This window comes from Acinetobacter schindleri, assembly GCF_010918895.1.
Classification (GTDB): Bacteria; Pseudomonadota; Gammaproteobacteria; order Pseudomonadales; family Moraxellaceae; genus Acinetobacter; species Acinetobacter schindleri.
Map to the genome: position 1 here is coordinate 1,153,381 of NZ_CP044483.1, position 22,835 is coordinate 1,176,215.

Annotated in this window: 23 protein-coding genes and 1 tRNA gene; 8 read left to right on the forward strand and 16 right to left on the reverse strand. The window is 42.4% G+C overall.

The window, feature by feature from the left end; genetic code table 11:
• Positions 1-91 precede the first annotated feature (91 nt).
• The 3 genes from FSC11_RS05610 to FSC11_RS05620 all read right to left on the reverse strand — a co-directional run bounded on the left by FSC11_RS05610 (position 92) and on the right by FSC11_RS05620 (position 1,576).
• Positions 92-379: a hypothetical protein gene (locus FSC11_RS05610; RefSeq protein ID WP_163165651.1), complete on the reverse strand. Its 288-nt coding sequence runs from the start codon at positions 377-379 to the stop codon at positions 92-94.
• 100 nt (positions 380-479) lie between these two features.
• On the reverse strand, positions 480-827 hold the full coding sequence (gene ygaH, locus FSC11_RS05615; RefSeq protein ID WP_005222633.1) for an L-valine transporter subunit YgaH: 348 nt from the start codon (positions 825-827) through the stop codon (positions 480-482).
• A complete protein-coding gene (locus FSC11_RS05620) occupies positions 824-1,576 on the reverse strand; it encodes an AzlC family ABC transporter permease (RefSeq protein ID WP_103799883.1) in 753 nt (250 codons plus the stop codon). Before FSC11_RS05620 ends, ygaH begins: the two co-directional genes overlap by 4 nt.
• 105 nt (positions 1,577-1,681) lie before the next feature.
• Here FSC11_RS05620 and FSC11_RS05625 point away from each other — a divergent pair, with 105 nt between their 5' ends.
• Positions 1,682-2,167, forward strand: a complete 486-nt coding sequence (locus tag FSC11_RS05625) for a hypothetical protein (protein ID WP_004892643.1) — start codon at positions 1,682-1,684, stop codon at positions 2,165-2,167.
• Between the two features lie 68 nt (positions 2,168-2,235).
• Here FSC11_RS05625 and FSC11_RS05630 read toward each other — a convergent pair whose 3' ends face one another.
• Complete coding sequence (locus tag FSC11_RS05630; RefSeq protein ID WP_163165653.1) at positions 2,236-2,931, reverse strand: Crp/Fnr family transcriptional regulator; 696 nt, start codon at positions 2,929-2,931, stop codon at positions 2,236-2,238.
• Between the two features lie 102 nt (positions 2,932-3,033).
• Between FSC11_RS05630 and FSC11_RS05635 the strand changes: the two genes are divergently transcribed.
• A complete protein-coding gene (locus FSC11_RS05635) occupies positions 3,034-3,579 on the forward strand; it encodes an Mpo1 family 2-hydroxy fatty acid dioxygenase (protein ID WP_163165655.1) in 546 nt (181 codons plus the stop codon).
• A gap of 57 nt (positions 3,580-3,636) precedes the next feature.
• On the opposite strand, the gene ychF is transcribed toward FSC11_RS05635, so the two are convergent.
• The 7 genes from ychF to FSC11_RS05670 form a co-directional block, all read right to left on the reverse strand.
• Positions 3,637-4,728, reverse strand: coding sequence for a redox-regulated ATPase YchF (gene ychF, locus FSC11_RS05640; protein WP_163165657.1), 1,092 nt, complete (start codon positions 4,726-4,728; stop codon positions 3,637-3,639).
• Positions 4,729-4,840: 112 nt separating this feature from the next.
• Entirely contained in the window at positions 4,841-5,500 is a 660-nt protein-coding gene (locus FSC11_RS05645; RefSeq protein WP_005222624.1) for a methionine ABC transporter permease, read from the reverse strand.
• Positions 5,481-6,551, reverse strand: a complete 1,071-nt coding sequence (locus FSC11_RS05650; RefSeq protein ID WP_163165659.1) for a methionine ABC transporter ATP-binding protein — start codon at positions 6,549-6,551, stop codon at positions 5,481-5,483. Before FSC11_RS05650 ends, FSC11_RS05645 begins: the two co-directional genes overlap by 20 nt.
• Positions 6,552-6,561: 10 nt before the next feature.
• The gene (locus FSC11_RS05655; RefSeq protein ID WP_163165661.1) at positions 6,562-7,392 is read right to left on the reverse strand and encodes a MetQ/NlpA family ABC transporter substrate-binding protein; all 831 of its coding nucleotides are present in this window, start codon (positions 7,390-7,392) and stop codon (positions 6,562-6,564) included.
• Positions 7,393-7,411: 19 nt separating this feature from the next.
• Positions 7,412-8,824: an LLM class flavin-dependent oxidoreductase gene (locus tag FSC11_RS05660; RefSeq protein ID WP_163167724.1), complete on the reverse strand. Its 1,413-nt coding sequence runs from the start codon at positions 8,822-8,824 to the stop codon at positions 7,412-7,414.
• Between the two features lie 11 nt (positions 8,825-8,835).
• Positions 8,836-10,059, reverse strand: a complete 1,224-nt coding sequence (locus tag FSC11_RS05665; RefSeq protein WP_163165663.1) for an SfnB family sulfur acquisition oxidoreductase — start codon at positions 10,057-10,059, stop codon at positions 8,836-8,838.
• Positions 10,060-10,070: 11 nt separating this feature from the next.
• Positions 10,071-11,273: an SfnB family sulfur acquisition oxidoreductase gene (locus tag FSC11_RS05670; protein ID WP_163165665.1), complete on the reverse strand. Its 1,203-nt coding sequence runs from the start codon at positions 11,271-11,273 to the stop codon at positions 10,071-10,073.
• 380 nt (positions 11,274-11,653) lie between these two features.
• Between FSC11_RS05670 and FSC11_RS05675 the strand changes: the two genes are divergently transcribed.
• On the forward strand, positions 11,654-12,418 hold the full coding sequence (locus tag FSC11_RS05675) for a glutathione S-transferase family protein (protein ID WP_005222615.1): 765 nt from the start codon (positions 11,654-11,656) through the stop codon (positions 12,416-12,418).
• 53 nt (positions 12,419-12,471) lie between these two features.
• Here the strand turns inward: FSC11_RS05675 and FSC11_RS05680 are convergent, their stop codons facing one another.
• Positions 12,472-13,626, reverse strand: coding sequence for a hypothetical protein (locus tag FSC11_RS05680; protein WP_163165667.1), 1,155 nt, complete (start codon positions 13,624-13,626; stop codon positions 12,472-12,474).
• A gap of 358 nt (positions 13,627-13,984) precedes the next feature.
• Here FSC11_RS05680 and FSC11_RS05685 point away from each other — a divergent pair, with 358 nt between their 5' ends.
• Positions 13,985-14,455, forward strand: coding sequence for an Lrp/AsnC family transcriptional regulator (locus FSC11_RS05685; RefSeq protein ID WP_004815486.1), 471 nt, complete (start codon positions 13,985-13,987; stop codon positions 14,453-14,455).
• A 135-nt stretch (positions 14,456-14,590) separates the two neighbouring features.
• On the opposite strand, the gene FSC11_RS05690 is transcribed toward FSC11_RS05685, so the two are convergent.
• Both FSC11_RS05690 and FSC11_RS05695 read right to left on the reverse strand, forming a co-directional pair.
• A complete protein-coding gene (locus FSC11_RS05690; RefSeq protein ID WP_008304266.1) occupies positions 14,591-15,340 on the reverse strand; it encodes a YebC/PmpR family DNA-binding transcriptional regulator in 750 nt (249 codons plus the stop codon).
• A gap of 256 nt (positions 15,341-15,596) precedes the next feature.
• Positions 15,597-16,157 carry a 1-acyl-sn-glycerol-3-phosphate acyltransferase gene (locus tag FSC11_RS05695; protein ID WP_004815491.1) on the reverse strand — a complete coding sequence of 187 codons (561 nt, stop codon included), beginning with the start codon at positions 16,155-16,157 and terminating at the stop codon, positions 15,597-15,599.
• Between the two features lie 778 nt (positions 16,158-16,935).
• On the opposite strand from FSC11_RS05695, the gene FSC11_RS05700 reads away from it, so the two are divergent.
• Both FSC11_RS05700 and mdh read left to right on the forward strand, forming a co-directional pair.
• Positions 16,936-17,012, forward strand: a tRNA-Ile gene (locus tag FSC11_RS05700).
• 211 nt (positions 17,013-17,223) lie between these two features.
• Positions 17,224-18,396: an iron-dependent methanol dehydrogenase gene (mdh, locus tag FSC11_RS05705; RefSeq protein WP_004892680.1), complete on the forward strand. Its 1,173-nt coding sequence runs from the start codon at positions 17,224-17,226 to the stop codon at positions 18,394-18,396.
• A 440-nt stretch (positions 18,397-18,836) separates the two neighbouring features.
• On the opposite strand, the gene FSC11_RS05710 is transcribed toward mdh, so the two are convergent.
• Positions 18,837-20,018 (reverse strand): transcriptional regulator, encoded by a 1,182-nt coding sequence (locus tag FSC11_RS05710; RefSeq protein WP_163165669.1) that lies wholly within the window; start codon positions 20,016-20,018, stop codon positions 18,837-18,839.
• 206 nt (positions 20,019-20,224) lie between these two features.
• Here FSC11_RS05710 and exaC point away from each other — a divergent pair, with 206 nt between their 5' ends.
• Together exaC and FSC11_RS05720 are read left to right on the forward strand one after the other, a co-directional pair.
• Positions 20,225-21,736: an acetaldehyde dehydrogenase ExaC gene (gene exaC, locus FSC11_RS05715; RefSeq protein WP_005222596.1), complete on the forward strand. Its 1,512-nt coding sequence runs from the start codon at positions 20,225-20,227 to the stop codon at positions 21,734-21,736.
• A 494-nt stretch (positions 21,737-22,230) separates the two neighbouring features.
• Positions 22,231-22,476 (forward strand): hypothetical protein, encoded by a 246-nt coding sequence (locus FSC11_RS05720; protein WP_163165671.1) that lies wholly within the window; start codon positions 22,231-22,233, stop codon positions 22,474-22,476.
• 149 nt (positions 22,477-22,625) lie between these two features.
• Here FSC11_RS05720 and FSC11_RS05725 read toward each other — a convergent pair whose 3' ends face one another.
• Entirely contained in the window at positions 22,626-22,835 is a 210-nt protein-coding gene (locus FSC11_RS05725; protein ID WP_004892694.1) for a hypothetical protein, read from the reverse strand.

Here is a 22,835-nt window from a genome sequence, read left to right on the forward strand (position 1 = left end):
ATAGCAGAACTCTCTGCAGAGATAAGCCAAGTTTCATACAAAATTGTGATATTGACCAACAATTTTATTTATAAAGTTCGCAAAATTTAGATTAAGAAATCAGAAAGATACTTCCACTGGATCGATTTGAGGATCTAAATAATAAATATGATTTTGCGGATTGAGTTTTTTCATTTTCAGAAGCTGGCCCGGAATTAATTTCAGCCAAGGTAGGAGTTTCATGGTTTGATTGGGTTGCTAATAAAGATAGGGAGCAGCAAAGGGAAGAACCAAGCCAATAAAAAGACTGAGTAAAGCATTTGAAATCCGGCAGGGAAACAGTTTTGGGAATATTGTAAAGTTCCAGCCCAGTGCTGATGGATAAAGATTTTCCGCTCAAGTATTTGTCCTGGTTCAAACATGCCAGTTTTCTTATTATCATTAAAAAAAGGCTTATACTGGAACGTAGCATAAGCCTCTTATATTCATTGATTCATTTTTTAAAAATGAATCGGCAGGTAAGTATAAATCAGGCCATAGGTGAGGGCAGCCGTCAAAGTGGCCATCACAATGCGTTTAAACTTGAAATACAGCACTGTTAATACAATAAAACCAGCCAGCATCGCCACACTTTTATCGGGAGTTTCCAGCAAAGGTGGTAGTGTCGCCACGACCAACATTGAGCTAATTGCAGAAATTCCAATCGCACCTAAGGCAATTTTCAACCACAGCGCACCACGCTTTTGCGAACCTTGCTGCGATTTCTGTATCACAAAAAAAGGTCCGAAACGGGAAGCGAAATTGGCAATCCCGACCAGAATACCAACCAGAATAATTTCTAAATTCATAGTTCTTCTCCCATATGCTCAGGATCGGGACGTTTGAGTACATAGTGCTTGAACAGGCCTGCCAGAATACCGGAACTGATGCCGATAAAGATTGCAGCAGACAGGTCGATCATGTAGCAGGCTATGGCTGATACGACAATCGTCACAGCGACAACAAAAGTATGTTTCTTCTCAAAGGCTGCCAGCAGGAAGCTTAGGAATAGCGCAGGTAACAGGAAGTCTAAAGCTGCCTGTAAAAATTGCGGTAAGTTGCTGACCTGATCTGCAAATAAGCCACCCAGAAAAGAACCTGTTGCCCAGGACAGCCAGCTGAATAAACTCAACCCCAGCATCCACGATTCAGACCATTCCTGACGCCGTTGCGACAGTTTGATCATGCCAGAGGCAAATACCTCATCTGTGAGTCCCCAAGCCCAGACTGCGGTTTTTTTCAAATTGAGCCGATCCTGAATCAAATTCTGTAGCGCAGGGCCATAAAGTAGATGACGGATATCCAGAGCAATCACGGTTAATGCAGTCATCCAAATGGAGGTGCCACTCCCTAAGAGTGCAACAACCAGGAATTGACTGGCACCTGCATACATGGAGCAGGACAGGAATAATGCTTCCCATGCGGTAAAGCCAAATTGGGTCGCAGAAACCCCAAAGGCAAAAGAAACGGGCAAATAGGTAAAAATAATCGCCTGGCTGTCTTTGGCACCTTGCCAAAAACTGGCAGGTTTTACAGCGTGTTGATTCAGTTCGGACACAGCACACCTTGGAGGGAGAGTTGAACAAGGGGTCAAATGGTAATTGAGTATTGTACGTGAATTTAATAGCATAGTGCCGAATTGTTTAAGATGGCGAGCCTGATAATGTTCATGTTCAAGACACGTTATATATTGAGTGTTGCTTTAGTCAGCACAGCATTGTTGTTACAGGCATGCGGAAATGAGGGTTCAGGCAATCAAGCACCGGAAATTAAGCCAGCCCCGAAACTGAGCAATGATGCGACCACTTATGCCCATGAAGCTTGGACATTTATGAATGAAGTAGATCCGCTGGTCTACAACAAGCAGATTGATCAGATTGAAAAACGCGTTCGTCAGCCTGCACGCAAGTTGAGCACGGATTGGCGCATTAATGTGAAAATGACTGATTCCGTGACTGAAGGAAAATATGCATTATGTCGTAAGGCTTTAACCAGTCTGGAAATCTGGGCACGTACCACACTTGAAGATGGGAATAGTCTGGCACAGAAGCAAGCCGATTATGAACGTGACAAAAAACAGTGTGAAAGTGCAATTGCTCATCCACAACTGGGCAATACTGATCCGAAACAGGTGGGTGTCGCAAGCTGATCGATATTTTATTCGTATCAAAAAGGCTGAGTCATATGCTCAGCCTTTTTGATTTTCTTGGTTCGGAATCAGTGGAGCGGGACGCCAGTCAATTGATGTAGTCGTTGCACATCCAGAATTTCAATCTGTTTAAAGGCAATTTTCAGGATATTCATTTTTTCCAGCTGTTGGAGTTCCTGATTAATAGTCTGGCGGGAACACATCAGCATTTGTGACAATTGTTCCTGCGACAACTGAATGGTACGGTTTTTAATGACCAGGTGATTGCCATAGCCTTGTAAAATAAACAGTAAACGCTGCGCTAGGCGTTGTTGCATGGTTTGGGTCTGAATAGAAAATAATTCCAGAAACACATAACGTAATTTCTGGCTCATGAGCTGGGAGATGTGAAACCAGAATGCAGGGTGTTCAGCGACCAGCTTATAAATAAATTGCGCGGGAATATGCAAGAGCAGGGATTTCTTGCAGGCGATGGCGTGATGAGAACGCGGCTGCTCATCCACCAATGAGATTTCACCAAACCAGACAATGGGTTCTACAATTGCAGAAACTGCCTCTTTACCCTCAATATTGATAGAACCTAAACCAATTGCACCTTCTAATACAGCATAAATTCCATCAAAAACATCACCTGAATAAAATACGGTCTGGTCTTTATCAACGGATAAGGTAACTGCATGTTTCAGCAGGACGTTCTGGAAATGAGAAGGTAATTTTGAGAACCAGGAATTTTTTTCTAATTCAACAAGATATTTTTCTTCCACTCGCTTTATTGCTCCAAGTTTTATGAGTTGTCGTCCAGCTGACAACTTATCTTTTATTGTTGCGCTATAGTCAAATTCTATGGCCAGTCAAGGAAGAATAATATGACCAGAGTAGAACGACTATTAAGCCAGTATGCAGCTTATCATTTAGACCGTAAGAATGTCATGACACATTTTATTGGGGTCCCATTAATTGTTTTTTCTATTATTTGTCTTACTGCACGTGTATCACTGATGATGTCCGGCTTTGAGGTGACTCTTGCCTTGGGACTTCTCATTGTTTCAATTCTTTATTATTTAACTATTGATGTATTTTTTGCATTGATCATGGCCTTCATTTTTATGTTTGTTTATCCTTATGCCTATAATGTGGCACAGTGGGATACTGGAACCTGGCTGAGTACCAGCGTTGGAATTTTCGCCATTGGATGGGCATTCCAGTTTGTAGGTCATTTCTACGAAAAGAAAAAACCGGCATTTATGGATGATCTGATTGGCCTGGCGATCGGACCTTTATTTGTTCTTGCGGAATTAATTTTCCTGTTCGGCTTTCGCAAGGAACTAGAAGCAAAAATGTTACTTGAAGCACGTAAGCAACGCTTGCTAATGGAACAAGACACCTCATATGCGGAAATAGCAGCTGATTAATCCTTTTTAAAATACATAAAAAATGCCCCGAATTATCGAGGCATTTTTATCTTCAACTTATACGTTGAAGCGGAAGTGCAGAACATCGCCGTCCTGAACGATATAAGTTTTACCTTCCAGACGCCATTTACCTGCTTCTTTGGCGCCAGCTTCGCCGTTGTACTGTACGAAGTCATCGTAAGCAATACATTCAGCACGGATAAAGCCTTTTTCGAAGTCAGTGTGGATTACACCCGCAGCTTGAGGGGCAGTCGCACCCACTTTTACTGTCCAGGCACGAACTTCCTGTACGCCAGCAGTAAAGTAAGTTTGTAGACCAAGCAGTGAATAACCTGCGCGAATCACCACGTTCAGACCTGGTTCTTCCATGCCCATAGCTTCCAGGAATTCAGCACGGTCTTCATCTTCAAGCAATGAAATTTCAGCTTCGATCTGGTTACAAAGCGGAACCACGATTGCATTTTCAGCAGTAGCCAGTTCACGTACAGCGTCTAAATGCGGGTTGTTTTCAAAACCGTCTTCTGCCACGTTGGCGATATACATGGTTGGTTTAAGCGTTAACAGACCAAAACCACGTACCAGTTTACGTTCGTCATCATCTAAGGTTGCAGCACGAGCAGGTTTGCCTTCATCTAAAAGAGGCAGAATCTTATCTAGAACTGCTTTAGTCGCGATCGCTTCTTTATCGCCACCTTTTGCAGATTTCGCTAAACGAGTCACAGCTTTAGTCACAGTTTCCAGGTCAGCCAATGCAAGCTCGGTATTAATGGTTGCGATGTCATCAAGCGGATCGATTTTACCGTTCACATGAATCACGTTTTCATCTTCGAAACAACGCACCACGTGAGCAATCGCATCTGTTTCACGGATGTTTGCCAGGAACTGGTTACCCAGACCTTCACCTTTAGATGCACCAGCGACAAGGCCCGCGATGTCCACGAATTCCATAGTTGTCGGGATCACGCGTTGTGGTTTTACGATTTCAGCAAGTTTGTCCAGGCGTGGATCTGGTACAGGCACGATACCGGTGTTTGGTTCAATCGTACAGAATGGGAAGTTTTCCGCAGCAATTGCAGCTTTGGTTAATGCATTGAAAAGCGTAGATTTACCAACGTTAGGCAGGCCTACAATACCACAATTAAAACCCATGAAATAACTCACAAAGCGTTATATAAAAATTGCCAGTGATTTTACATGAAAGCCATGACAAAGTCAGGTCATGGCTGAGGGCTTTGTTGAAAACTTATGAAAAGAGAGGTTTTTAAATTTTGCGTTTGTCGAGCTGATTGGACAGGGTGTCACCAGCGGTCTGAATCAGCATTACCAGAATAACCAGTACTACAATCACGGCCAGCATGATCTGCATATCAAAACGCTGATAACCATAACGGTATGCAATATCACCTAAACCGCCGGCACCAATCGCACCAGCAATGGCTGATGAGTTGATCATGGTCACCAAGGTCACGGTAAAGCCAGCCACAATTCCTGGTAAAGCTTCAGGCAATAACACATGCCAGATGATCTGCTTACGGTTACAGCCAATGGCTTGTGCAGCTTCGATCAGTCCCTGATCCACTTCACGTAAACTGACTTCAGCAATCCGGGCAAAGAAAGGGGTAGCTGCCAAGGTTAAAGGCACAACTGCGGCCCAGACCCCATAACTGGTGCCGACAATCCAGCGGGTAATTGGAATCAGCGCGACCATCAGAATCAGGAAAGGCACAGAACGGGTGATATTTACAATCCAGCCTAAAGCCTGATTAATTGGTTTGGATGGATAAATGCCATGCTCCGAGGTACTGACCAAAACCACCGCCATTGGTAACCCAATCAGAAAAGCAACGATGGCAGAGACGCCTACCATGATTAAGGTATCGGTAGTTCCCGTCAGTAATAAATCAATGAGTTGGTCGTGCATAGCCAATCACCTCAATTTGTGCAATGTGTTGTTTGAGTTTTTGCTGGAGCAGGTTGGTATCCAGATTCAGGTCAGCCACCGCGACAATCAGACTGCCGACCAGATGGTTTTGGATACTGTCGACATGACTCTGATAGAGGTGAACCGGATGATCAAACTGCTCAAAAATTACCTTTAAATCTGGTGAATGCTGAACACTGGAGGCATAGCGCAGTTTGACAATGCTATGCGTGGTATCCGCGGTTACTTCAGGACTAATGGCAAATGGGAATTCCAGTTGTTCCAGATTCAGCAGTTCCTGAGTAATCTGCTGCTGAGGATTGGAAAATACTGACCAGACTTCACCCGCTTCGACAATTTCACCCTTATCAATCACTACTACCTGATCGCAGATTTCACGGATCACCTGCATTTCATGCGTAATCAGCACAATGGTAATGCCAAGTTTCTGGTTGATTTCTTTCAGTAAAGACAGCACCACTGAGGTACTTTCTGGATCTAGTGCAGAAGTGGCTTCATCACAGAGTAAAATTTCCGGATGATGCACCAACGCGCGGGCAATACCGACACGCTGTTTTTGTCCACCAGAGAGTTGAGAAGGATAGCTCTGCGCCTTTTCGCTTAAACCGACCAGTTGCAGTACTTCATTGACGCGTGCATCGATGTCTGACTTTTTATAGTTTGCAACTTTGAGCGGCAGAGCGACATTTTCCCAGACGGTTTTGGCAGACATCAAATTAAAATGCTGGAAGATCATGCCAATGCGCTGGCGCAGTTGAATCAGTTCAGCGTGTGAGAGTCCAGCCAGATCTTGTTGATGGATATGGATATGACCTTCACTGATCTGTTCCAGACCATTCAAGGTACGTAGCAGCGAGGATTTTCCCGCGCCACTTTTACCGATAATTCCGAAAATCTTGCTTTCAGGAATATCCAGGTTAATGTTTTTCAATGCCTGAACTGATTTGCCTTGAACTTCATAATATTTATTCAGGTTGCGGATTTTGATATGTGGGACGGAAAACGCTACCTGAGAACCAAAACTCACCATAGTATTTTCCTTATTTCCAACCTGGGAACCAGAGCTTCACACCAAAGTCAGCATCAAGAGCTTTCTTTACGCGAGGTGAATTCTGATAGATGTCGACAAATCTCTTTAGCTTGTCATTCTTGTCCTGATAGTCCTCACGTACTGCAAACAGAATTGCATAGCGGTTGTCCTTATTAGAGTCAAATAACAGTGCTTTTTCAGGATCAACTGTTTTTGCCAGTCGCAGGTAATGCGGATAACCAAATGCCAGATCGACATCATCAATGGCACGTGCAGTTTGTGGACCTTCAACTTCAACAAACTGCAGATTCTTCGGATTTGCTGCAAGATCTTTCAGGCTAGATAAATGATTATTTGGATTTTTGAGTGTTACCAGTTTGGCCTGTTGCAATAACAGTAGGGCTCGACCCTGGTTTACAGGATCATTGGGAATGACCACTTTCGCGCCATCATTTAGCTCATCAAAGCTTTTGATTTTCTTGGAATATAGGCCAACATGAGTGGCTGCACCTTTAGCAAAGGCTTTGATCTTAAAGTCGGTTTCTTTCTTGGTATTATCCAAAAACGGCTGATGCTGGAAGAAATTGGCATCAATATCGCCATGATTCAGAGTGATATTTGGTGTATTCCAGTCCGAGAATTCGACCAGTTTGACATTGATACCTTGCTGTTTGGCTTCTTCTGCTGCCACCTGTAAAGGTTTGGCAAAAGACGGACTGATACCAATAACCAGTTCATCCGAACCAGATTTTTTTTGTTGGTTCCACACCATCAGCCCGATAATGACGACGGCAATAATCACCCCAATAATGGTGAATTTTGTTTTAGCGGTTTGTGCCATGTTGCACCTCAAAATAAATTTATGCTGATTGTTTTTGCTTTAGGTTTATGTTCGCTGTTGAGGCGGAGCTTTGACATCGAAATTGCTGCACTGGATGAGCGCTGGATAAGCGATCTCCTTGCTGGAATAGCTTGTGTCTGAAACTGCCTTGTTTATATTCAGTCTTATAGCGTCCGCGCTGCTGTAATTCAGGAATAACAAAATGGATAAAATCCAGATGCGATTCTGGAGCCACCGTACGGGTCAGGTTGAAGCCATCTATCCCGGTTTCATCGACCAGCTGAATCAGTTTTTCTGCCACCGTTGCACCACTGCCCACGATCAGTGGATAACGCCCACCCAGTACATGCTGTGCTTTCAGATCAGTTGGTGTAAGCTGTTGTTCTTTAAACTTGTTATTGACTGAAGCAATGCTGTTGGTTTGCTGGTAAGGAATTGGCTCATCATCGGCAAATGTGGACAGGTCAATTCCGACTGAACTGGAGAAATGTGCAAGGCCAGCTTCAGGGCTGGCATAAAAACGATATTCTTCCAGCTTTTGCTGCGCCATTTCATCCGTTTCTGCGGTTACCACAGTGATACCAACAAAAATTTTGATCGCTTCAGGATCACGTCCTTGTTCAGTGGCCTGGCGACGGATCTGATGGACCTGTTTCTTGATTCTGTCCGGATGATCACCACCAATAAACATGCCTTCCGCATGCTGGGTGGCAAAGGCCATACCACGCGGTGAAGCACCAGCCTGGAACAATACCGGAGTACGTTGAACAGAAGGGGAAACCTGAAATACGCCCTGACTGCGGTAGAACTGACCTTGATGATTAACCTGATGCACTTTGGCCGGATCGGTAAAGATCCGCTGCTGTTTGTCTTTCAGCACGGCATCATCTTCCCAAGAGCCTTCCCAGAACTTGTAGCACAGCTGCAAAAATTCTTCGGCCTGTTCATAGCGTAGATCATGGTCTTTCAGACCATTTTCACCAATCAGGCGCTGGGCACTGTCCAGATAACCAGTAACAATATTCCAGCCGATACGGCCATGGGTCAGATGATCCAGACTGGCGAAGCGACGGGCGAACTGATAAGGCGATTCATAGCTGAGATTGACTGTAACGCCAAAACCAAGATGCTCGGTCACGGCTGCCATGGCAGACACGAGGGTGCTTGGATCATGACTCGGTAATTGAATCGATTCTCTTAGAGTCAGATCAATGCCATTCTGGTAGACGTCATAGACCCCGGTGATGTCGGCAATAAACAGACCATCAAACAATCCTTGTTCTAACATTTTTGCCAGATCGGTCCAGTAGCTCAGCTCATTAAAACGATGCGATTCATCCCGTGGATGAGTCCACAGGCCATGATTGATATGACCTACGCAGTTCATATCAAAGGCATTGAGCAGGATTTCCTTCGCTTTCGAGCTGTTCATAATATTTGTCATTACAACGTCCCCCGGCGTGGAGGCAGAACACCATTCAGCAAATAATTAGCAATGAAATAATATTTCCAGCGTGAAGCATCATGCAGGGTATGCACGCGAGCATTGCGCCAGAAGCGGTCCAGACCATCTTCACGCTGGCTACCACGGCTGCCAGCCAGTTCAATAAGTTTGAAAGATGCTTTTAATGCAGTTTCGGTACTGTGCGCACGCGCTTTAGCCACATCTAGAGAGGCTTTGGCAACACTGGTTTCAGTCGGATTGGCTTTGGCAGCATCGACAGCGTACGCAGCCTGTTTGAGTAAAACTTCAGAAGCACGTACATCAGCAACTACGCGGCCGAGTTCAAATTTGGTCAGTGGATCATCTGTGGCTTGGTCCACACCAGAATCAATCCACGGACGTGCCTGACGCACGCGGTTTAAGGTTTCTTCAAAGGCAGCACGGGCAATACCAGTTTCAATAGAAGCATGCAGCAATTGTGCGAAAGGACCAGAAATGGTGGGACGAGAGTAGGCAGTATCAAAACGTACGACATCTTCTTCAAGCACTGGAACATTGTCAAATTTTACTGTACCACTGCCAGTCGTGCGCTGACCAAAACCGCTCCAGTCATCAATCAGCGTCAGACCGGCGCTGTCACGTGGGACGAAAGCCAGAAATTGCTGCTCATTTTCATCTACGACCAGTGTCGGAATGCGGTGTGCGAATAGGCTACCGGTACAATAGAACTTCTCTCCATTAATTACATATCCTTGCTCGGTCTTGCGGATTGCAGTCTGGCGTTGTGCGGCAGTCTTGGTTTTGAACTCAGCCAGGGCATTACCGAAACGGGCGCCTTTTAGCACTTCGGCATAGAGTTTATGTTTTTGTTGCTCAGTACCGTTATTGCGCAGAATTTCCAGACCATAAAAATGATTTTGTGGAATCTGGCCAATTGAGCCATCTACACCGCTCATCAGGGCAATGACTTGTGCTACGGTATAGCTAGACACTTCTGCGCCGCCATATTCTTTAGGCACGGTAATTGCCCAGAGTCCAGACTGACTATAAGCTTCGATTTCCTCGAACGGCAGAATACGTTCAGCATCACGCTGTACCGCACCCACCTTGAATTGATCTGCTAGATTACGGGCAATTTCTAAGGCTTCCTTATCAGACTGGATGATATGAGCTTGCGCCAGCTGCTCGGATTGAAATGGAATAATGTTTTGAAATGAAGTCATGGCAAATCTCCTTAAATCCAGGCGTGGCGGGCAGGGAGTTTATGATTCAGGTAATAATCCCCGAGTGCATGCAGCTTCCAGCGGATCGGGTCATGCAGGGTATGTACCCGGGCATTGCGCCAATGCTGATCCAGATTGTGCTGACTCAGGCTGGAGCGGCTGCCGCCCAATTCCAGTAATTTTTCCGAAATATTTAAGGCTGCATCATTGGCATAGACCTTGGCTTCAGCCACCAGAATTGAGGCTTTGGCTGCCTGCTCATCGGTCACTGCTTCCAGTTGATCCAGTTCATCCAGATATTCAGCAGCTTCATCCAGCAGTAGAATCGCGGCATCTAATAACACAGATGACTTACCCACTTCCTGCAGGGTGTAATGCTCAAAGCTGGCTTTTTCGACTTGTGCATCCACAACCGGACGAGCCTTATGTATGGCCGTCAGCGTATCGGCAAAAGCCGCTTCAGCAATCCCGACATCAATTGCCACCTGCATCAGTTGAGAATAGGCACCACGGTAACTTGGTTGATTCCCTAACAGACGCTCATCAAAAATCAGTAGTGGATCGACTTCGACATGTTGCAGTTTAACGGTACCGCTAGAGGTGGTGCGTTGACCAAAACCATTCCAGTTATCAATCACTTCAACACCGTCAGCAGTCCGGTCGACAATAGTGAGCACCACATGCCCTTCAGGATGAATCGCTTTAATTGCCAGCCAGTGCGCGAAGCTGCTACCAGTTGAATAGAATTTTTCGCCATCGACAAAATAGCGACCATTTTCGATTGTAAGCGTGGTCGCCAGAGTTTTAGTATCTTTGGTATGACGTTCCGGACCGCCATTGGCCAGACGTTTACCCTTTAAAATTTCACTATAAAGAAACTTTTTTTGTTGTTCTGTACCCATGATCTGGATCATGTTGAGTAATGCGATCTGGTTCTGAGGGATTTGCCCGACACTCGAGTCAGCTTTATTCACAATACGGAATACATGCGCCAGGGTTTTATTGGAAACGAAGGCACCGCCGTACTGTTTTGGAATACGTATACCGCCCAGACCCCTTTGGCTGAACAGGTCAATTTCAGCAAGAGGAAGTACACGTTGCTGATCACGCTGATTTCGGCCTTCCAGAGCAAAGTCTGCAACATGGTAGGCAGCATTAATTGCGTCGTGATCATTTTCAATAATATGAACTTTTTCAAAAGTTAAACGAGACATAATGACATCCTAAATCGATATCAAAACGTTACAGGCTAAGCTTTATGAGATTAAGTAATTGCTTTCGCAAAGCTTATGAAAAAACCTATTTAGGACAAAAACTGCTAGGTTTTTATCAATTTTGAATATAGTAAATAGTTAAAAAACAACAGGATTTAATTTGTTTTTCAATCTATAAGTATGGATTTTAAAAAGACATATCTGCTTTAAATATAAACAAGACAAAAAAATGTATAAAAATAAACATTGTGGAGTTGAATAAGTAACATCTTAATTTTGAATTAAAAGCACATTGTATTTCCAATGAAGGGTGTCTAAAGTATCCAACTGAAATAGATGGTTTTAATGCGACCGAATTTAATAATCAAGATGGAGATTTTATGCGCACCTTATACCAGTTTCCTTTATCACATTTTTGTGAAAAAGCACGTTGGATGCTTGATCATAAAGAACTGGATTATGTCGCACAAAACCTCATGCCAGGTGCGCATCGTGCCTTTGCTCGTCTTAAAACGGGACAGAACCGTCTGCCAATTTTGCGTGACAAGGAACAATGGATTGCAGATTCAACCCAGATCGCCTTGTATCTGGATGAACATTATCCTGAGCATCGTTTATTACCAGTAGAAGCACGCTTACGCCAAAAGGTGCTGGAGATTGATGAAATGACTCAGGAACTGGGACGTCATATCCGTCGCTGGATGCTGGCCCAGGCTTTATCCCATGATCATGAATCGATGGAGATCCTGATCGGTGAAAAAGGGTATCTGCGTCAGTTCGAAAAATTTTCCAAGCCTTTGCTTAAAACCCTTCTCAGCAAAGGTTATGCACTTACTGAAGATACACTTGCTCAGTCCCGTGAATATATTAAAGAGACAGTTGAACAGCTGAACCAGACACTGATCGAGAATAAGGGAGCTTATTTTGCTGGATCGCGTTTTAGTCTGGCCGATATTGCAGTCTGTTCAATGTTGGCACCTTTGTTGGCAATTTCCGGTACACCGTGGGAGCGTGACAGCTTTGAATCTATGTCAGATGAATATCGGGATTATCAGACCTATCTCTCGGAATTGCCTTTAGGCCAATATATTAAAAACATCTATCGTCATGAACGTAATGCTCGTATTGATTGGCGCGGTGTATAAGTTAAATAGTGAAATAAAAAAACGCGCTTAAAGCGCGTTTTTTTATTTGATACTTAGCCCCAAGGGTTTGTGAGATCAATATCACTCTGTTTATTAAAGCCACTGAGAAGTGAGCTAAAGTCAAACTTCGGTAATGGACTACCGCTCGAGATATTGGAAATTGTTTCTTTGATGGTCGGAATAATTTCAGTAATACTGATATTGTTATCAACTGAGCTACCACCTGAAATAAGATCACCTAATTCTGGAATAATGCTCGAACCTAAGTCGCCTAGACTTCCATCAAGTAAGCTTTCAAATGCATTTGAACCTAAACCATTGCCTAGGTCGCCTAAACCACCCAGTAAGCCACTCAGATCAGAGCTATCATTTGCACTCACGAGACCACCAAGTAAATTGGTCAATTGTGAAAGGTCGAAGTCACCAAGACCACCTGAACCACCAATTAAGCCACCGACCAGTTGAGCGATCTGACCGATATCGATGTCACCATTGCCTTCAATTAAGCCGCCAACCAAGCCTGCAATTGCCCCGATGTCGATACCTTCAAGACCACCAGAGCCACCGATTAAGCCACCGACAAGTTGAGCGATCTGCGCGATATCAATATCGCCATTCCCGCCAATCAGATTGCCGACTAGTCCTGCAATTGCGCCAATATCAACACCTTCAAGACCGCCAGAACCACCAATTAGACCACCGACAAGCTGAGCGATCTGACCGATATCAATGTCACCGCCTTGCAGAAGGTTGCCAGCCAAGTCAGCAATTTTACTGAGATCTAAATTACCGGAACTACCACCAATTAACCCACTGACCAATTTAATCACAGCATTTAAATCTAAATTTGATGCATTGTTACCCATTAAACTACCCAGCAGATTACTGATCGAACCCAGATCAAAACTGCCGCCGTTGGCTTGAGTGAGTTTGCTAATTAAACTGTTAATATCGAGTTTTGTAGCATTCGAACCGGTAAATTGAGTAATTAAATCAGTCAGGGAGCTTGAACTTAAACTCTTACCTGAAATTAAGCTATTTAAGAGGGAATCTAGGGAAGGAGTAGCGGGAGTAGAACCCGTGATAGAACCAATAATGCCAGAAAGACTGCCACCTAATAAACCGCTAAGTAAACTCTTGTTTTGCGTCTCTGTCGTGAGCACCGGGCTGAGTTTACTTTTAATTGAACTAAAAATACTGAAAGCCATAACCGTTCCTTGCGTTTTTGTCTTGTTTTGATTATTTTGCGTTGTAAATAAAAAGCCTAATTTTTATTCAATTTCTATACAAGTGTAAATCTAAGCATGAATAATCACATTTTGAAAATAGTATTATTTGCCTGAATAAAGCTTTAAATAGATTAATTTATGATAAATAATAATGGTTTATTAGATGTTTGCGTTTATCTAAAATATATTTTATGCGATGAATGACTATGGAAATGACTTAAATTTCCTCTAGATTATCATCTGGTATTTTTTTGCAAATATCTGGTAATTCATGAAAAAATATTAATACTATGCGTAGAATAATGATGTATTTTAATAAAGTGGCAAGAGATTAAAAATGGAATTAGATCGTTTTGATAAGCACATTCTTGAAATTTTGACCCATGAAGATGTCAATTTGAATGAACTCTCTGAACGGGTGAATCTTTCGGTCAGCTCGGTTCATCGCCGTATTAAACAGTTGATTGACCATAATATTATTAGTGGTCTAAAACGGGAAATTAATTATCAAAAGCTTGGTTTCAGTCTGCATGTACTTTTGCAGGTTTCCTTAAGCAAACATGATAGTGACACTTTTGCCAAATTTCTGGGTGAGCTGGAAAGTATTCCTGAAGTGATTAATGCCTTTCTGGTAACAGGACAATCGGCAGATTTTATTGTCGAAGTAGTTGCACGTGATATGGAAAACTACAGTGAGATCCTGCTTAACAAGATCGGCAAGATTGAACATGTGGTCGCACTGCATTCCAGCTTCGTGATCAAGGAATATAATGTTTTTAACTGCAGTGGCTTACTCAATAAAGTTTAATTGAAGGGAGAGCACTATCTAAATATTTGTCTCCGAATAACTAAGTAAATTGATTGAAATCACCTACAAAATGATTCCATAAGATAGATCAAAATAAAAAACGCACCCAAAGGTGCGTTTTTGTCTTCCTGAAGATTAAGCGTCTAGCTGAGCCAATACTTCTTCAGAGAATTCAACGTTGGTATAAACGTTTTGAACATCGTCCAGATCCTCAAGCATATCAATCATTTTCATGATTTTTTTCGCTTGATCTATATCCGTGATTTCAGCTTTGGTAGAAGGGCTCATTACAACTTCAGCATTATCAGATTTTAAACCTGCAGCAGCTAAAGCATCTTGAACTGTACCGAAGCTTTCTGGTGTAGTAATGACCAAGATTTCATCTTCATCAACTTCGATATCTTCAGCACCAGCTTCAAGAGCGACTTCCATGATTTGATCTTCTAAAGACACATCTTCAAAAGTAATCTCACCACGTTTGGTGAACAGGAATGCAACTGAACCATTGGTCCCTAAGTTACCATCAGTTTTAGAGAAGCAGTGACGTACGTCAGGTACAGTACGGTTCAGGTTGTCTGTCATTGTTTCTACAATTACGGCAACACCACCTACGCCATATCCTTCGTAAGTTACTTCTTTAAGATCGTCGTTATCTTCGCCGCCTGCGCCACGTTGAATCGCACGGTTGATCACATCACGTGTCATGTTTACAGACAATGCTTTTTCGACAACAGCACGTAAACGTGGGTTGCTACCCGCATCTGGTCCGCCGAGTTTTGCAGCAGTAGTTAATTCACGAATATATTTGGTAAAAAGTTTACCGCGGCTAGCATCTTGTTTTGCTTTACGATGCTTAATATTGGCCCACTTGGAATGACCCGCCATGCGAAATATGCTCCTTGTAGATTGGCTGTATGCCTATCGAATTGGGCAAATTCTACCATAAGGGCTTTTTTTAAAAAAAGAGCCTGGTTTTTAGATTTAACGATAATGACAAAAAAATAGACGCATTGAGAAATTTATTCGGGGATTAAAGGTAATAATTTAGTTTAAAAATAAAAAATATTTATTGTGGAAAAGAGGATAGAAGGAGAAGAAGAAATGAGATGCTAGGTCATGCATAACATCTCATGGACATACATTATTTTTTTTCAGGGATCACGATATCCAGACCGACATTGTCTTTATAAAGCTGTTTCATTAAAGCCAAGTCATGTTCAAGGTCTGTTGGATAAATTTTTCCGAAAATGCCACCCTGTTTGGTTTTAGAGTTGGCATACATGAGTACAATAGGCACATTCGCTGCTTTGGCAATATGCCAAAAACCGGTACGAATTGGTCGACGCTCTTCACCATTTTTGGCACGAGTCGCTTCAGGTGCAATCACCAAATTGAATTTTTCATTACTCTGAAAAAGTTCAACCATCTGGGTCACAATATCCTTGCTCGATTTACGATCTACCGGAATACCGCCAATGTTTTCTAATAATGGCTTAAATGGACCTTTAAATAATTCTTTTTTAATCAAAGTATGAATTTTGATGTCGTATATCTGAAATAAGGCCAGAGAAAGCACGGCATCCATCATTGAAGTATGCTCAAAGCCCACAATCACTTGCTTGTCTTCAAGCACATTTGGTTCAACGTGATATTGCCAGCCTGCAAGTTTAAACGCAGATTCGCCAATGAATTTCTTAAACATAGGGGATGGAGTGTGTGAAAAAAAACATAATTTGTGCTTGTTCTTATATTTCGTCAAGTGGAATTAATTTAAAAGCCTTAAATACATTCAAAAAGCAAGCGAATAAATATATTGAGTAATGGTTAATTAAGATTTAAAAACAATAACAAAATTAATTTTAATTAGTTAAACGTCTTATAATAGATAAAAATACTCTTAAAAATTCTAAAAAATGGCTGTTCAGTACAAAAAATAGTTATTAGACTTTTGTCGAAGCCCAAGGATATGTTTCGGCTTTAAGACACTTCCAATCATGTTCGCGAGAGAGGATAAAGAATGACTTACTTAACGGCTTTGGTGCTCTCATTGTTCATTTTTGCACTCATTGTTGTATGGTCTTTGATCGAAATTTATCTGGATATGCGCAAAGAAGAGAATTTGGAGCACGAAGTTTAAGCTTTTAATTAATTTCATAGCTGAATTGATCCGGATATAAAAATTAATTCAGCCATTCAAAGTATTTAAATAATTATATATAAAAAGTATAAAAGTATAGTCAAAGCTAATTTTTAAATATATTTTGATAGCAGCTCTGTTTTGTAAAGAAATGGAAATTTTCCTTCTGAATGACTATCAGAGCCTTCTAAAGTATGAGGAATTTCCAAAGTGTCTATTTTTTTCTAATTTATAATTGCTGATGAAGTGTGCAAGTGGGCATAAAAAGGCTTGTCTTTTAAAAAAATCTTAGCTAGTATTCTTGTCGCCTAAACCTATTGATAAATAAGGTTTTCGGTATATAGGGCCTATAGCTCAGTCGGTTAGAGCAGCGGACTCATAATCCGTTGGTCCACAGTTCGAGTCTGTGTGGGCCCACCAAATTATTAAGCACTTAGAAGTAAACGTCTAAGTGCTTTTTTATTTATCCCTTTCATAAAAATAAATATCTAAAATAATTAGAAAATAATGAAAATTCAAAACTTTATCAAAGGTAGGATTTTGGTAGGTAGGATTCTTTTTAGCTTCATTCAATACTCTAATGACGGTGAGGGTCACCGATAATAAGATGAATGGTAGAAGGAATCACACCATGGCTTTTAAGAATATTGCAGATCAAACCAACGGTTTTTATATCCCTTGTGTTTCACTTTTCGGTCCAGGCTGTGCCAAAGAAATTGGTGCTAAAGCCCAAAATCTAGGTGCAAAAAAAGCCCTGATTGTGACCGATGACGGCTTATACAAATTTGGTGTCGCAGATACCATCGCAACTTATTTAAAAGAGGCGGGTGTCGACAGCTATATCTTCCCGGGCGCAGAGCCAAACCCAACCGATATTAACGTCCATAATGGCGTGCAAGCCTACAATGACAATGGCTGTGATTTCATTGTCTCGCTAGGCGGTGGTTCATCGCATGACTGTGCCAAGGGTATTGGTCTGGTCACAGCAGGTGGTGGTCATATCCGCGATTACGAAGGTATTGATAAAAGTACAGTACCGATGACACCACTGATCGCCATCAATACCACAGCTGGTACAGCATCGGAAATGACCCGCTTCTGTATCATCACCAATACTGATACCCATGTAAAGATGGCGATTGTGGACTGGCGTTGTACACCGTTAATCGCAATTGATGATCCTAAACTGATGGTTGCCAAACCAGCAGGCTTAACTGCAGCAACCGGTATGGATGCCTTGACACATGCGGTAGAAGCTTATGTGTCGACTGCGGCCAATCCGATTACCGATGCCTGCGCTGAAAAGGCCATTACCATGATCAGTGAATGGCTGAGCCAAGCAGTAGCGAATGGCGATAATATCGAAGCGCGTGATGCGATGAGTTATGCACAGTATCTGGCAGGTATGGCATTTAACAATGCATCCTTAGGATATGTGCATGCCATGGCACACCAGCTTGGCGGATTCTATAACCTCCCGCATGGTGTATGTAATGCCATTTTACTCCCGCATGTATGCGAATTTAACCTAATTGCCTGTCCAGATCGTTATGCAAAAATCGCTCAGTTGATGGGTGTAAATACAGAAGGACTAACAGTCACTGAAGCAGCCTATGAAGCAATCAATGCCATTCGCCAGCTTTCAGCTTCCATTGGAATTCCATCTGGTCTGACAGGACTCGGTGTAAAAGAAACAGACCTTGGCATCATGGCAGAAAATGCGCAAAAAGATGCCTGCATGCTGACCAACCCTCGTAAGGCCAGTCATGCGCAAGTAGTCGACATTTTTAAAGCGGCAATGTAATGCCTCAATGTAAGTCATCTCTCCACTCGGCAGACTTACATTTTTTGCAACCCTGCTCGCACTTCCTATGAAGTGTGCCAAGACAAGCGTATCCCCATATGTTTGTCTTGGCTTATCCTAAATCCTTGAGAGGATAAGGAGCAGACGTTGCTCTTTTTTTTGCTTAAAATATCAGTTACTTCGAAGATATATCAACGGTTATTCCATCTGGGAGTGACAGATTAAGAGAGGATGAGTGATTTTTCAAAAATAAAAATGATTAAATAATATACCTTGCTACAAGGTGATTCTTGTCATGGATTCAGTGAAAAAGTTTTATAAAAATTATAATTTTAAAGTGTTTAATGACTTTTTATATTGAGCTAAATTAAAAAATTTATTGTTAGATAAATCAAATCTATTGTTGACTGAAAAGTTAAAAGCCCAACAAATTCTGATGTTTAAATATCTTGAAACTTAAGTAGTGTCTGATGCACTGGATGGTTTTTCGGCATCAATTCAATCAAACGTTCTACTGCATCAATCGCTTCAGGAAAACGTGCCACATGCTTGAGTAGTACATCAGTTTCATTGGCCTTGAAAATGGCATCACTAAGACGTGATTCCAGACAATCCCGCCAGGCACATAAAAATGGACTTTCGGTTTTTGCCAGAAATACGCCAGTATAGAGTTTTAAGGCAGAATCGATATAACCAGCATCTAACGACTGTTCTGTTTGCAGGAAATCCGCTTCCACATGGGCGAGTAAACGATAAGGTCTGGAACCGAGCATACCGCCTAATAGATCTCGCAGTTGTGACATTTCCGCTTTTAAGGTGCCGATGCTGACTTTACGTTCTCCATAGAGTGCCTGGTGCAGACTATCCAGACTTAGACCTTGTGGACATAAAGCTAGAATCGCTAAAATTTCAGTTTGACGAGGTGTTAAGACCAGCGCCTTGCCATTAAAAATTACCTGAGGCACTGAAAAAGCCCGAATATACAATCGCTGTTTCTGGTATTCCAATAAGGCTGATTGAATAAGTGTGGAGCAATGCTCAGCAGCAAGCAGCCCTAAATTGTTATGTTTATGCCAGGTTGTTGACAGATCAATCACACCCAGGATTTGTTTCGAATAAGGATCAATAATCGGTGCGGCATAACAGACCAGGTCATGTGCTGATGACATGTAATGTTCACTGGAAAACACACAACTCGACTGCTGGGTTTTGATCGACAGGGCGAGGGCATTGGTGCCGACCAGTTCCTCCCGCCATTGACCACCTTCGATCAGGTGCACATTTTCAGCAACTTTGCGCATTTCAGGACAGGATGCTGTCCAGAGAACGGTGCTACCAATATCTCCCACAGCCAATACCATAGAAGACTGTTTGGCAATATGCCTTAGATTTTCAGCACAATATTGTAAAGCATGGCTTAAAGTCGAGGATGAACCGACTTTCTGGATATCGACCAGTGGGGCGGCCAAACGATCCTTCGGTATATCTGCTGAAGATGAGCGTTGCCAGGAGCTGACAATGCTCTGTTCTAACTGTGCAGCATGCAATGGCGATAAACTGCTGCTTTGACGTAGCTGGTCAATTTTTTGCCTGTGTTGTATCAAATTCTGCTCTGTCATCATTCCTTATCCTCACAATAATTCATGATTTACATCCGATGTAATTATTATTGTTTTTATGAAGAATCAAAAGAAATGTAAACCTGCTGAGTTCCAACCTTTCTCCAACCTTATACAGGTTATGTTAATCAAATAATGTACGGGTGTACCTTATACCAAAGCTGTAGATGCGGCTTTTTTATAGATTAAAATAAGCAAAGGAAATACATATGCGTTATATCGATCCGAATCAGCCTGGCTCAAAAGTTCATTTCAAAGCCCAGTATGAAAATTTTATTGGAGGGCAATGGATCGCTCCAATTAAAGGCGAATATTTTGATAATCTCTCACCTGTAGACGGTAAAGTATTTACCCGAGTGCCGCGTTCCAGTGTAGAAGATATTGAGCTGGCGCTAGATGCTGCGCACAAAGCCAAAGTGCAATGGAATAAATCTTCTCCAACGACGCGTTCTAATATTCTGTTAAAAATTGCGGATCGTCTGGAAGCCAATCTTGAGCAGCTGGCAGTTGCTGAAACCTGGGACAACGGCAAGCCGATCCGTGAAACCCTGGCGGCTGATATTCCTTTAGCAATTGACCATTTCCGTTATTTTGCTGGCTGTATCCGTGCACAGGAAGGCGGCATTTCAGAAATCGATGAAGATACCATTGCCTACCACTTCCATGAACCTTTGGGTGTGGTCGGTCAGATCATTCCATGGAATTTCCCGATTCTTATGGCAGCATGGAAACTGGCACCGGCTTTAGCTGCGGGCAACTGTATCGTACTGAAACCGGCTGAGCAGACACCAGTCAGCATCCTAGTGCTGGTAGAGCTGATTCAGGACCTGTTGCCAGAAGGCGTATTAAACATCGTTAATGGTTACGGTGTAGAAGTGGGCCGTCCACTGGCGACCAATCCGCGTATCGCGAAAATTGCCTTTACCGGTTCTACCGCTGTGGGCCAGCAGATCATGCAATATGCCACTGAAAATATTATTCCGGTAACGCTGGAGCTGGGTGGAAAATCACCGAATATTTTCTTTGAAGATGTCATGGCACAGCAGGATGATTATCTGGAAAAAGCCTTGGAAGGCTTTACCATGTTCGCCCTGAATCAGGGGGAAATCTGTACCTGTCCATCGCGTGCGCTGGTACAAGAAAGTATCGCAGATCAATTCCTGGGACTGGCAATCGACAGAGTAAAGCGTATTAAAACCGGGCATCCGCTGGATACTGAAACCATGATTGGCGCTCAGGCATCTCAAGAGCAACAGGACAAAATTCTGGGCTGTATTGCCACAGGCCGCGGTGAAGGAGCTGAAGTTTTGGTAGGTGGCGGTGCACGTCATGAAGTAGGTCAGGGGTACTATATTGAACCGACCATCTTTAAAGGTACCAACGACATGCGTACTTTCCAGGAAGAAATTTTTGGACCAGTGCTTGCAGTCACTACCTTTAAGGATTTTGACGATGCGATCAAAATTGCCAACGATACTATCTATGGTCTAGGAGCTGGTGTATGGTCACGTTCAACCCATACTGCTTATCGCGCTGGTCGTGCCATTGAAGCGGGTCGTGTCTGGACTAACTGCTATCACATCTATCCGGCACATGCGGCCTTCGGTGGTTATAAAAAATCAGGCATTGGTCGTGAAAACCACAAGATGATGCTGGATCATTATCAGCAGACCAAAAACCTGCTGGTCAGCTACTCGACCAAACCGGCTGGTTTCTTCTAAAAATAATGCAAAAAGCGGACTTCGGTTCGCTTTTTTATCCTGGTGATTCTTCAATATGTAGCAGTTGCGATGTTTATCACAGTTGCTGTTTAAAAGTATGAATCAATTGAAATTTAACTTTATCGGAAAGTTGAAAAAATGCATGAAATTGATTTTACATTTCGAAAAAAGATGATTATAAGTAAGAGGTGGTTTTTTAATCAAAACAACAATAGACACTCAGGAAGAGTGGGCTACAGAAGCGTATTTAAATAATGATGAAACGGGAGTTTTGACAATGCTTCAGCTTTTGAAAAAAATATTTTGCTTGCATATTTATGAATATCAACACATGGAAGAAATTGGCACACAGCGAGAATGTCGCAAGTGTGGCATCAGTAAAGATTAAAACCTAACCCTAAGAAAAAGTGAGCATTTGCTCGCTTTTTTTATGCCTGAAATTAAGAATATTCCGTTAAAATACGACATATATAAAGAGCTTAAATTGGTGTGCAATGAGCAAAGATTTTCAGGCTGAAACCTATATTGTCGATGAAAATCTGGCAGATACTTTACATTGGCTGAGTCTGCATCAGGAAAGTTTCGAGTCACTACATTATAATGCGATTACTCAGACACTTACAGTAGAACATGCCAATGGCAGTGATGTCATTCGGGTAGGGGATTACCTCAATGCGAAATATGGCATCCTGATTACGGCACATAATTTTGCTGACACCTCTAACTTCGATCAAAAATAATCGATTTACGTAATGGGAGTTGGATCTGAGCTGATAAATAGAAAATCTTTAATTAAAAAGGTTTATCAAGTGAAAAATCAATAAATTTTAAACTCATATAATAAAGCCTACCTAAGGCGGGCTTTATTAACTTCAGAAGCGATTTATTCCTATTCACGGTGATTGCCATGAATATTCTGATTTTGCAGATCTGCTCGATGCTGTTTATTTAAAACCCGTTCATCCTGCTCGTGCTGATTGTTCTTGGGCGAATTGACTGGCCCATGCTGCTGAGGTTGCTGCTGTTGCTGAATTTGATTCTGGTGTTCATTTTGCAGCTGTTCCAGCAACTCTTGATTTGGATTTTTTGATGACATCAT

Coding starts and splice junctions, on each gene's coding strand:
- FSC11_RS05625 (WP_004892643.1), top strand. CDS start 1,682: ATGTTCATGTTCAAGACACGTTATATATTGAGTGTTGCTTTAGTCAGC.
- FSC11_RS05720 (WP_163165671.1), top strand. CDS start 22,231: ATGAGCAAAGATTTTCAGGCTGAAACCTATATTGTCGATGAAAATCTG.
- FSC11_RS05695 (WP_004815491.1), bottom strand. CDS start 16,157: ATGTTTAAGAAATTCATTGGCGAATCTGCGTTTAAACTTGCAGGCTGG.
- mdh (WP_004892680.1), top strand. CDS start 17,224: ATGGCTTTTAAGAATATTGCAGATCAAACCAACGGTTTTTATATCCCT.
- exaC (WP_005222596.1), top strand. CDS start 20,225: ATGCGTTATATCGATCCGAATCAGCCTGGCTCAAAAGTTCATTTCAAA.
- FSC11_RS05690 (WP_008304266.1), bottom strand. CDS start 15,340: ATGGCGGGTCATTCCAAGTGGGCCAATATTAAGCATCGTAAAGCAAAA.
- FSC11_RS05665 (WP_163165663.1), bottom strand. CDS start 10,059: ATGACTTCATTTCAAAACATTATTCCATTTCAATCCGAGCAGCTGGCG.
- FSC11_RS05675 (WP_005222615.1), top strand. CDS start 11,654: ATGCGCACCTTATACCAGTTTCCTTTATCACATTTTTGTGAAAAAGCA.
- FSC11_RS05645 (WP_005222624.1), bottom strand. CDS start 5,500: ATGCACGACCAACTCATTGATTTATTACTGACGGGAACTACCGATACC.
- ygaH (WP_005222633.1), bottom strand. CDS start 827: ATGAATTTAGAAATTATTCTGGTTGGTATTCTGGTCGGGATTGCCAAT.
- FSC11_RS05635 (WP_163165655.1), top strand. CDS start 3,034: ATGACCAGAGTAGAACGACTATTAAGCCAGTATGCAGCTTATCATTTA.
- FSC11_RS05710 (WP_163165669.1), bottom strand. CDS start 20,018: ATGATGACAGAGCAGAATTTGATACAACACAGGCAAAAAATTGACCAG.
- FSC11_RS05655 (WP_163165661.1), bottom strand. CDS start 7,392: ATGGCACAAACCGCTAAAACAAAATTCACCATTATTGGGGTGATTATT.
- FSC11_RS05680 (WP_163165667.1), bottom strand. CDS start 13,626: ATGGCTTTCAGTATTTTTAGTTCAATTAAAAGTAAACTCAGCCCGGTG.
- FSC11_RS05670 (WP_163165665.1), bottom strand. CDS start 11,273: ATGTCTCGTTTAACTTTTGAAAAAGTTCATATTATTGAAAATGATCAC.
- FSC11_RS05725 (WP_004892694.1), bottom strand. CDS start 22,835: ATGATGTCATCAAAAAATCCAAATCAAGAGTTGCTGGAACAGCTGCAA.
- ychF (WP_163165657.1), bottom strand. CDS start 4,728: ATGGGTTTTAATTGTGGTATTGTAGGCCTGCCTAACGTTGGTAAATCT.
- FSC11_RS05660 (WP_163167724.1), bottom strand. CDS start 8,824: ATGAACAGCTCGAAAGCGAAGGAAATCCTGCTCAATGCCTTTGATATG.
- FSC11_RS05650 (WP_163165659.1), bottom strand. CDS start 6,551: ATGGTGAGTTTTGGTTCTCAGGTAGCGTTTTCCGTCCCACATATCAAA.
- FSC11_RS05685 (WP_004815486.1), top strand. CDS start 13,985: ATGGAATTAGATCGTTTTGATAAGCACATTCTTGAAATTTTGACCCAT.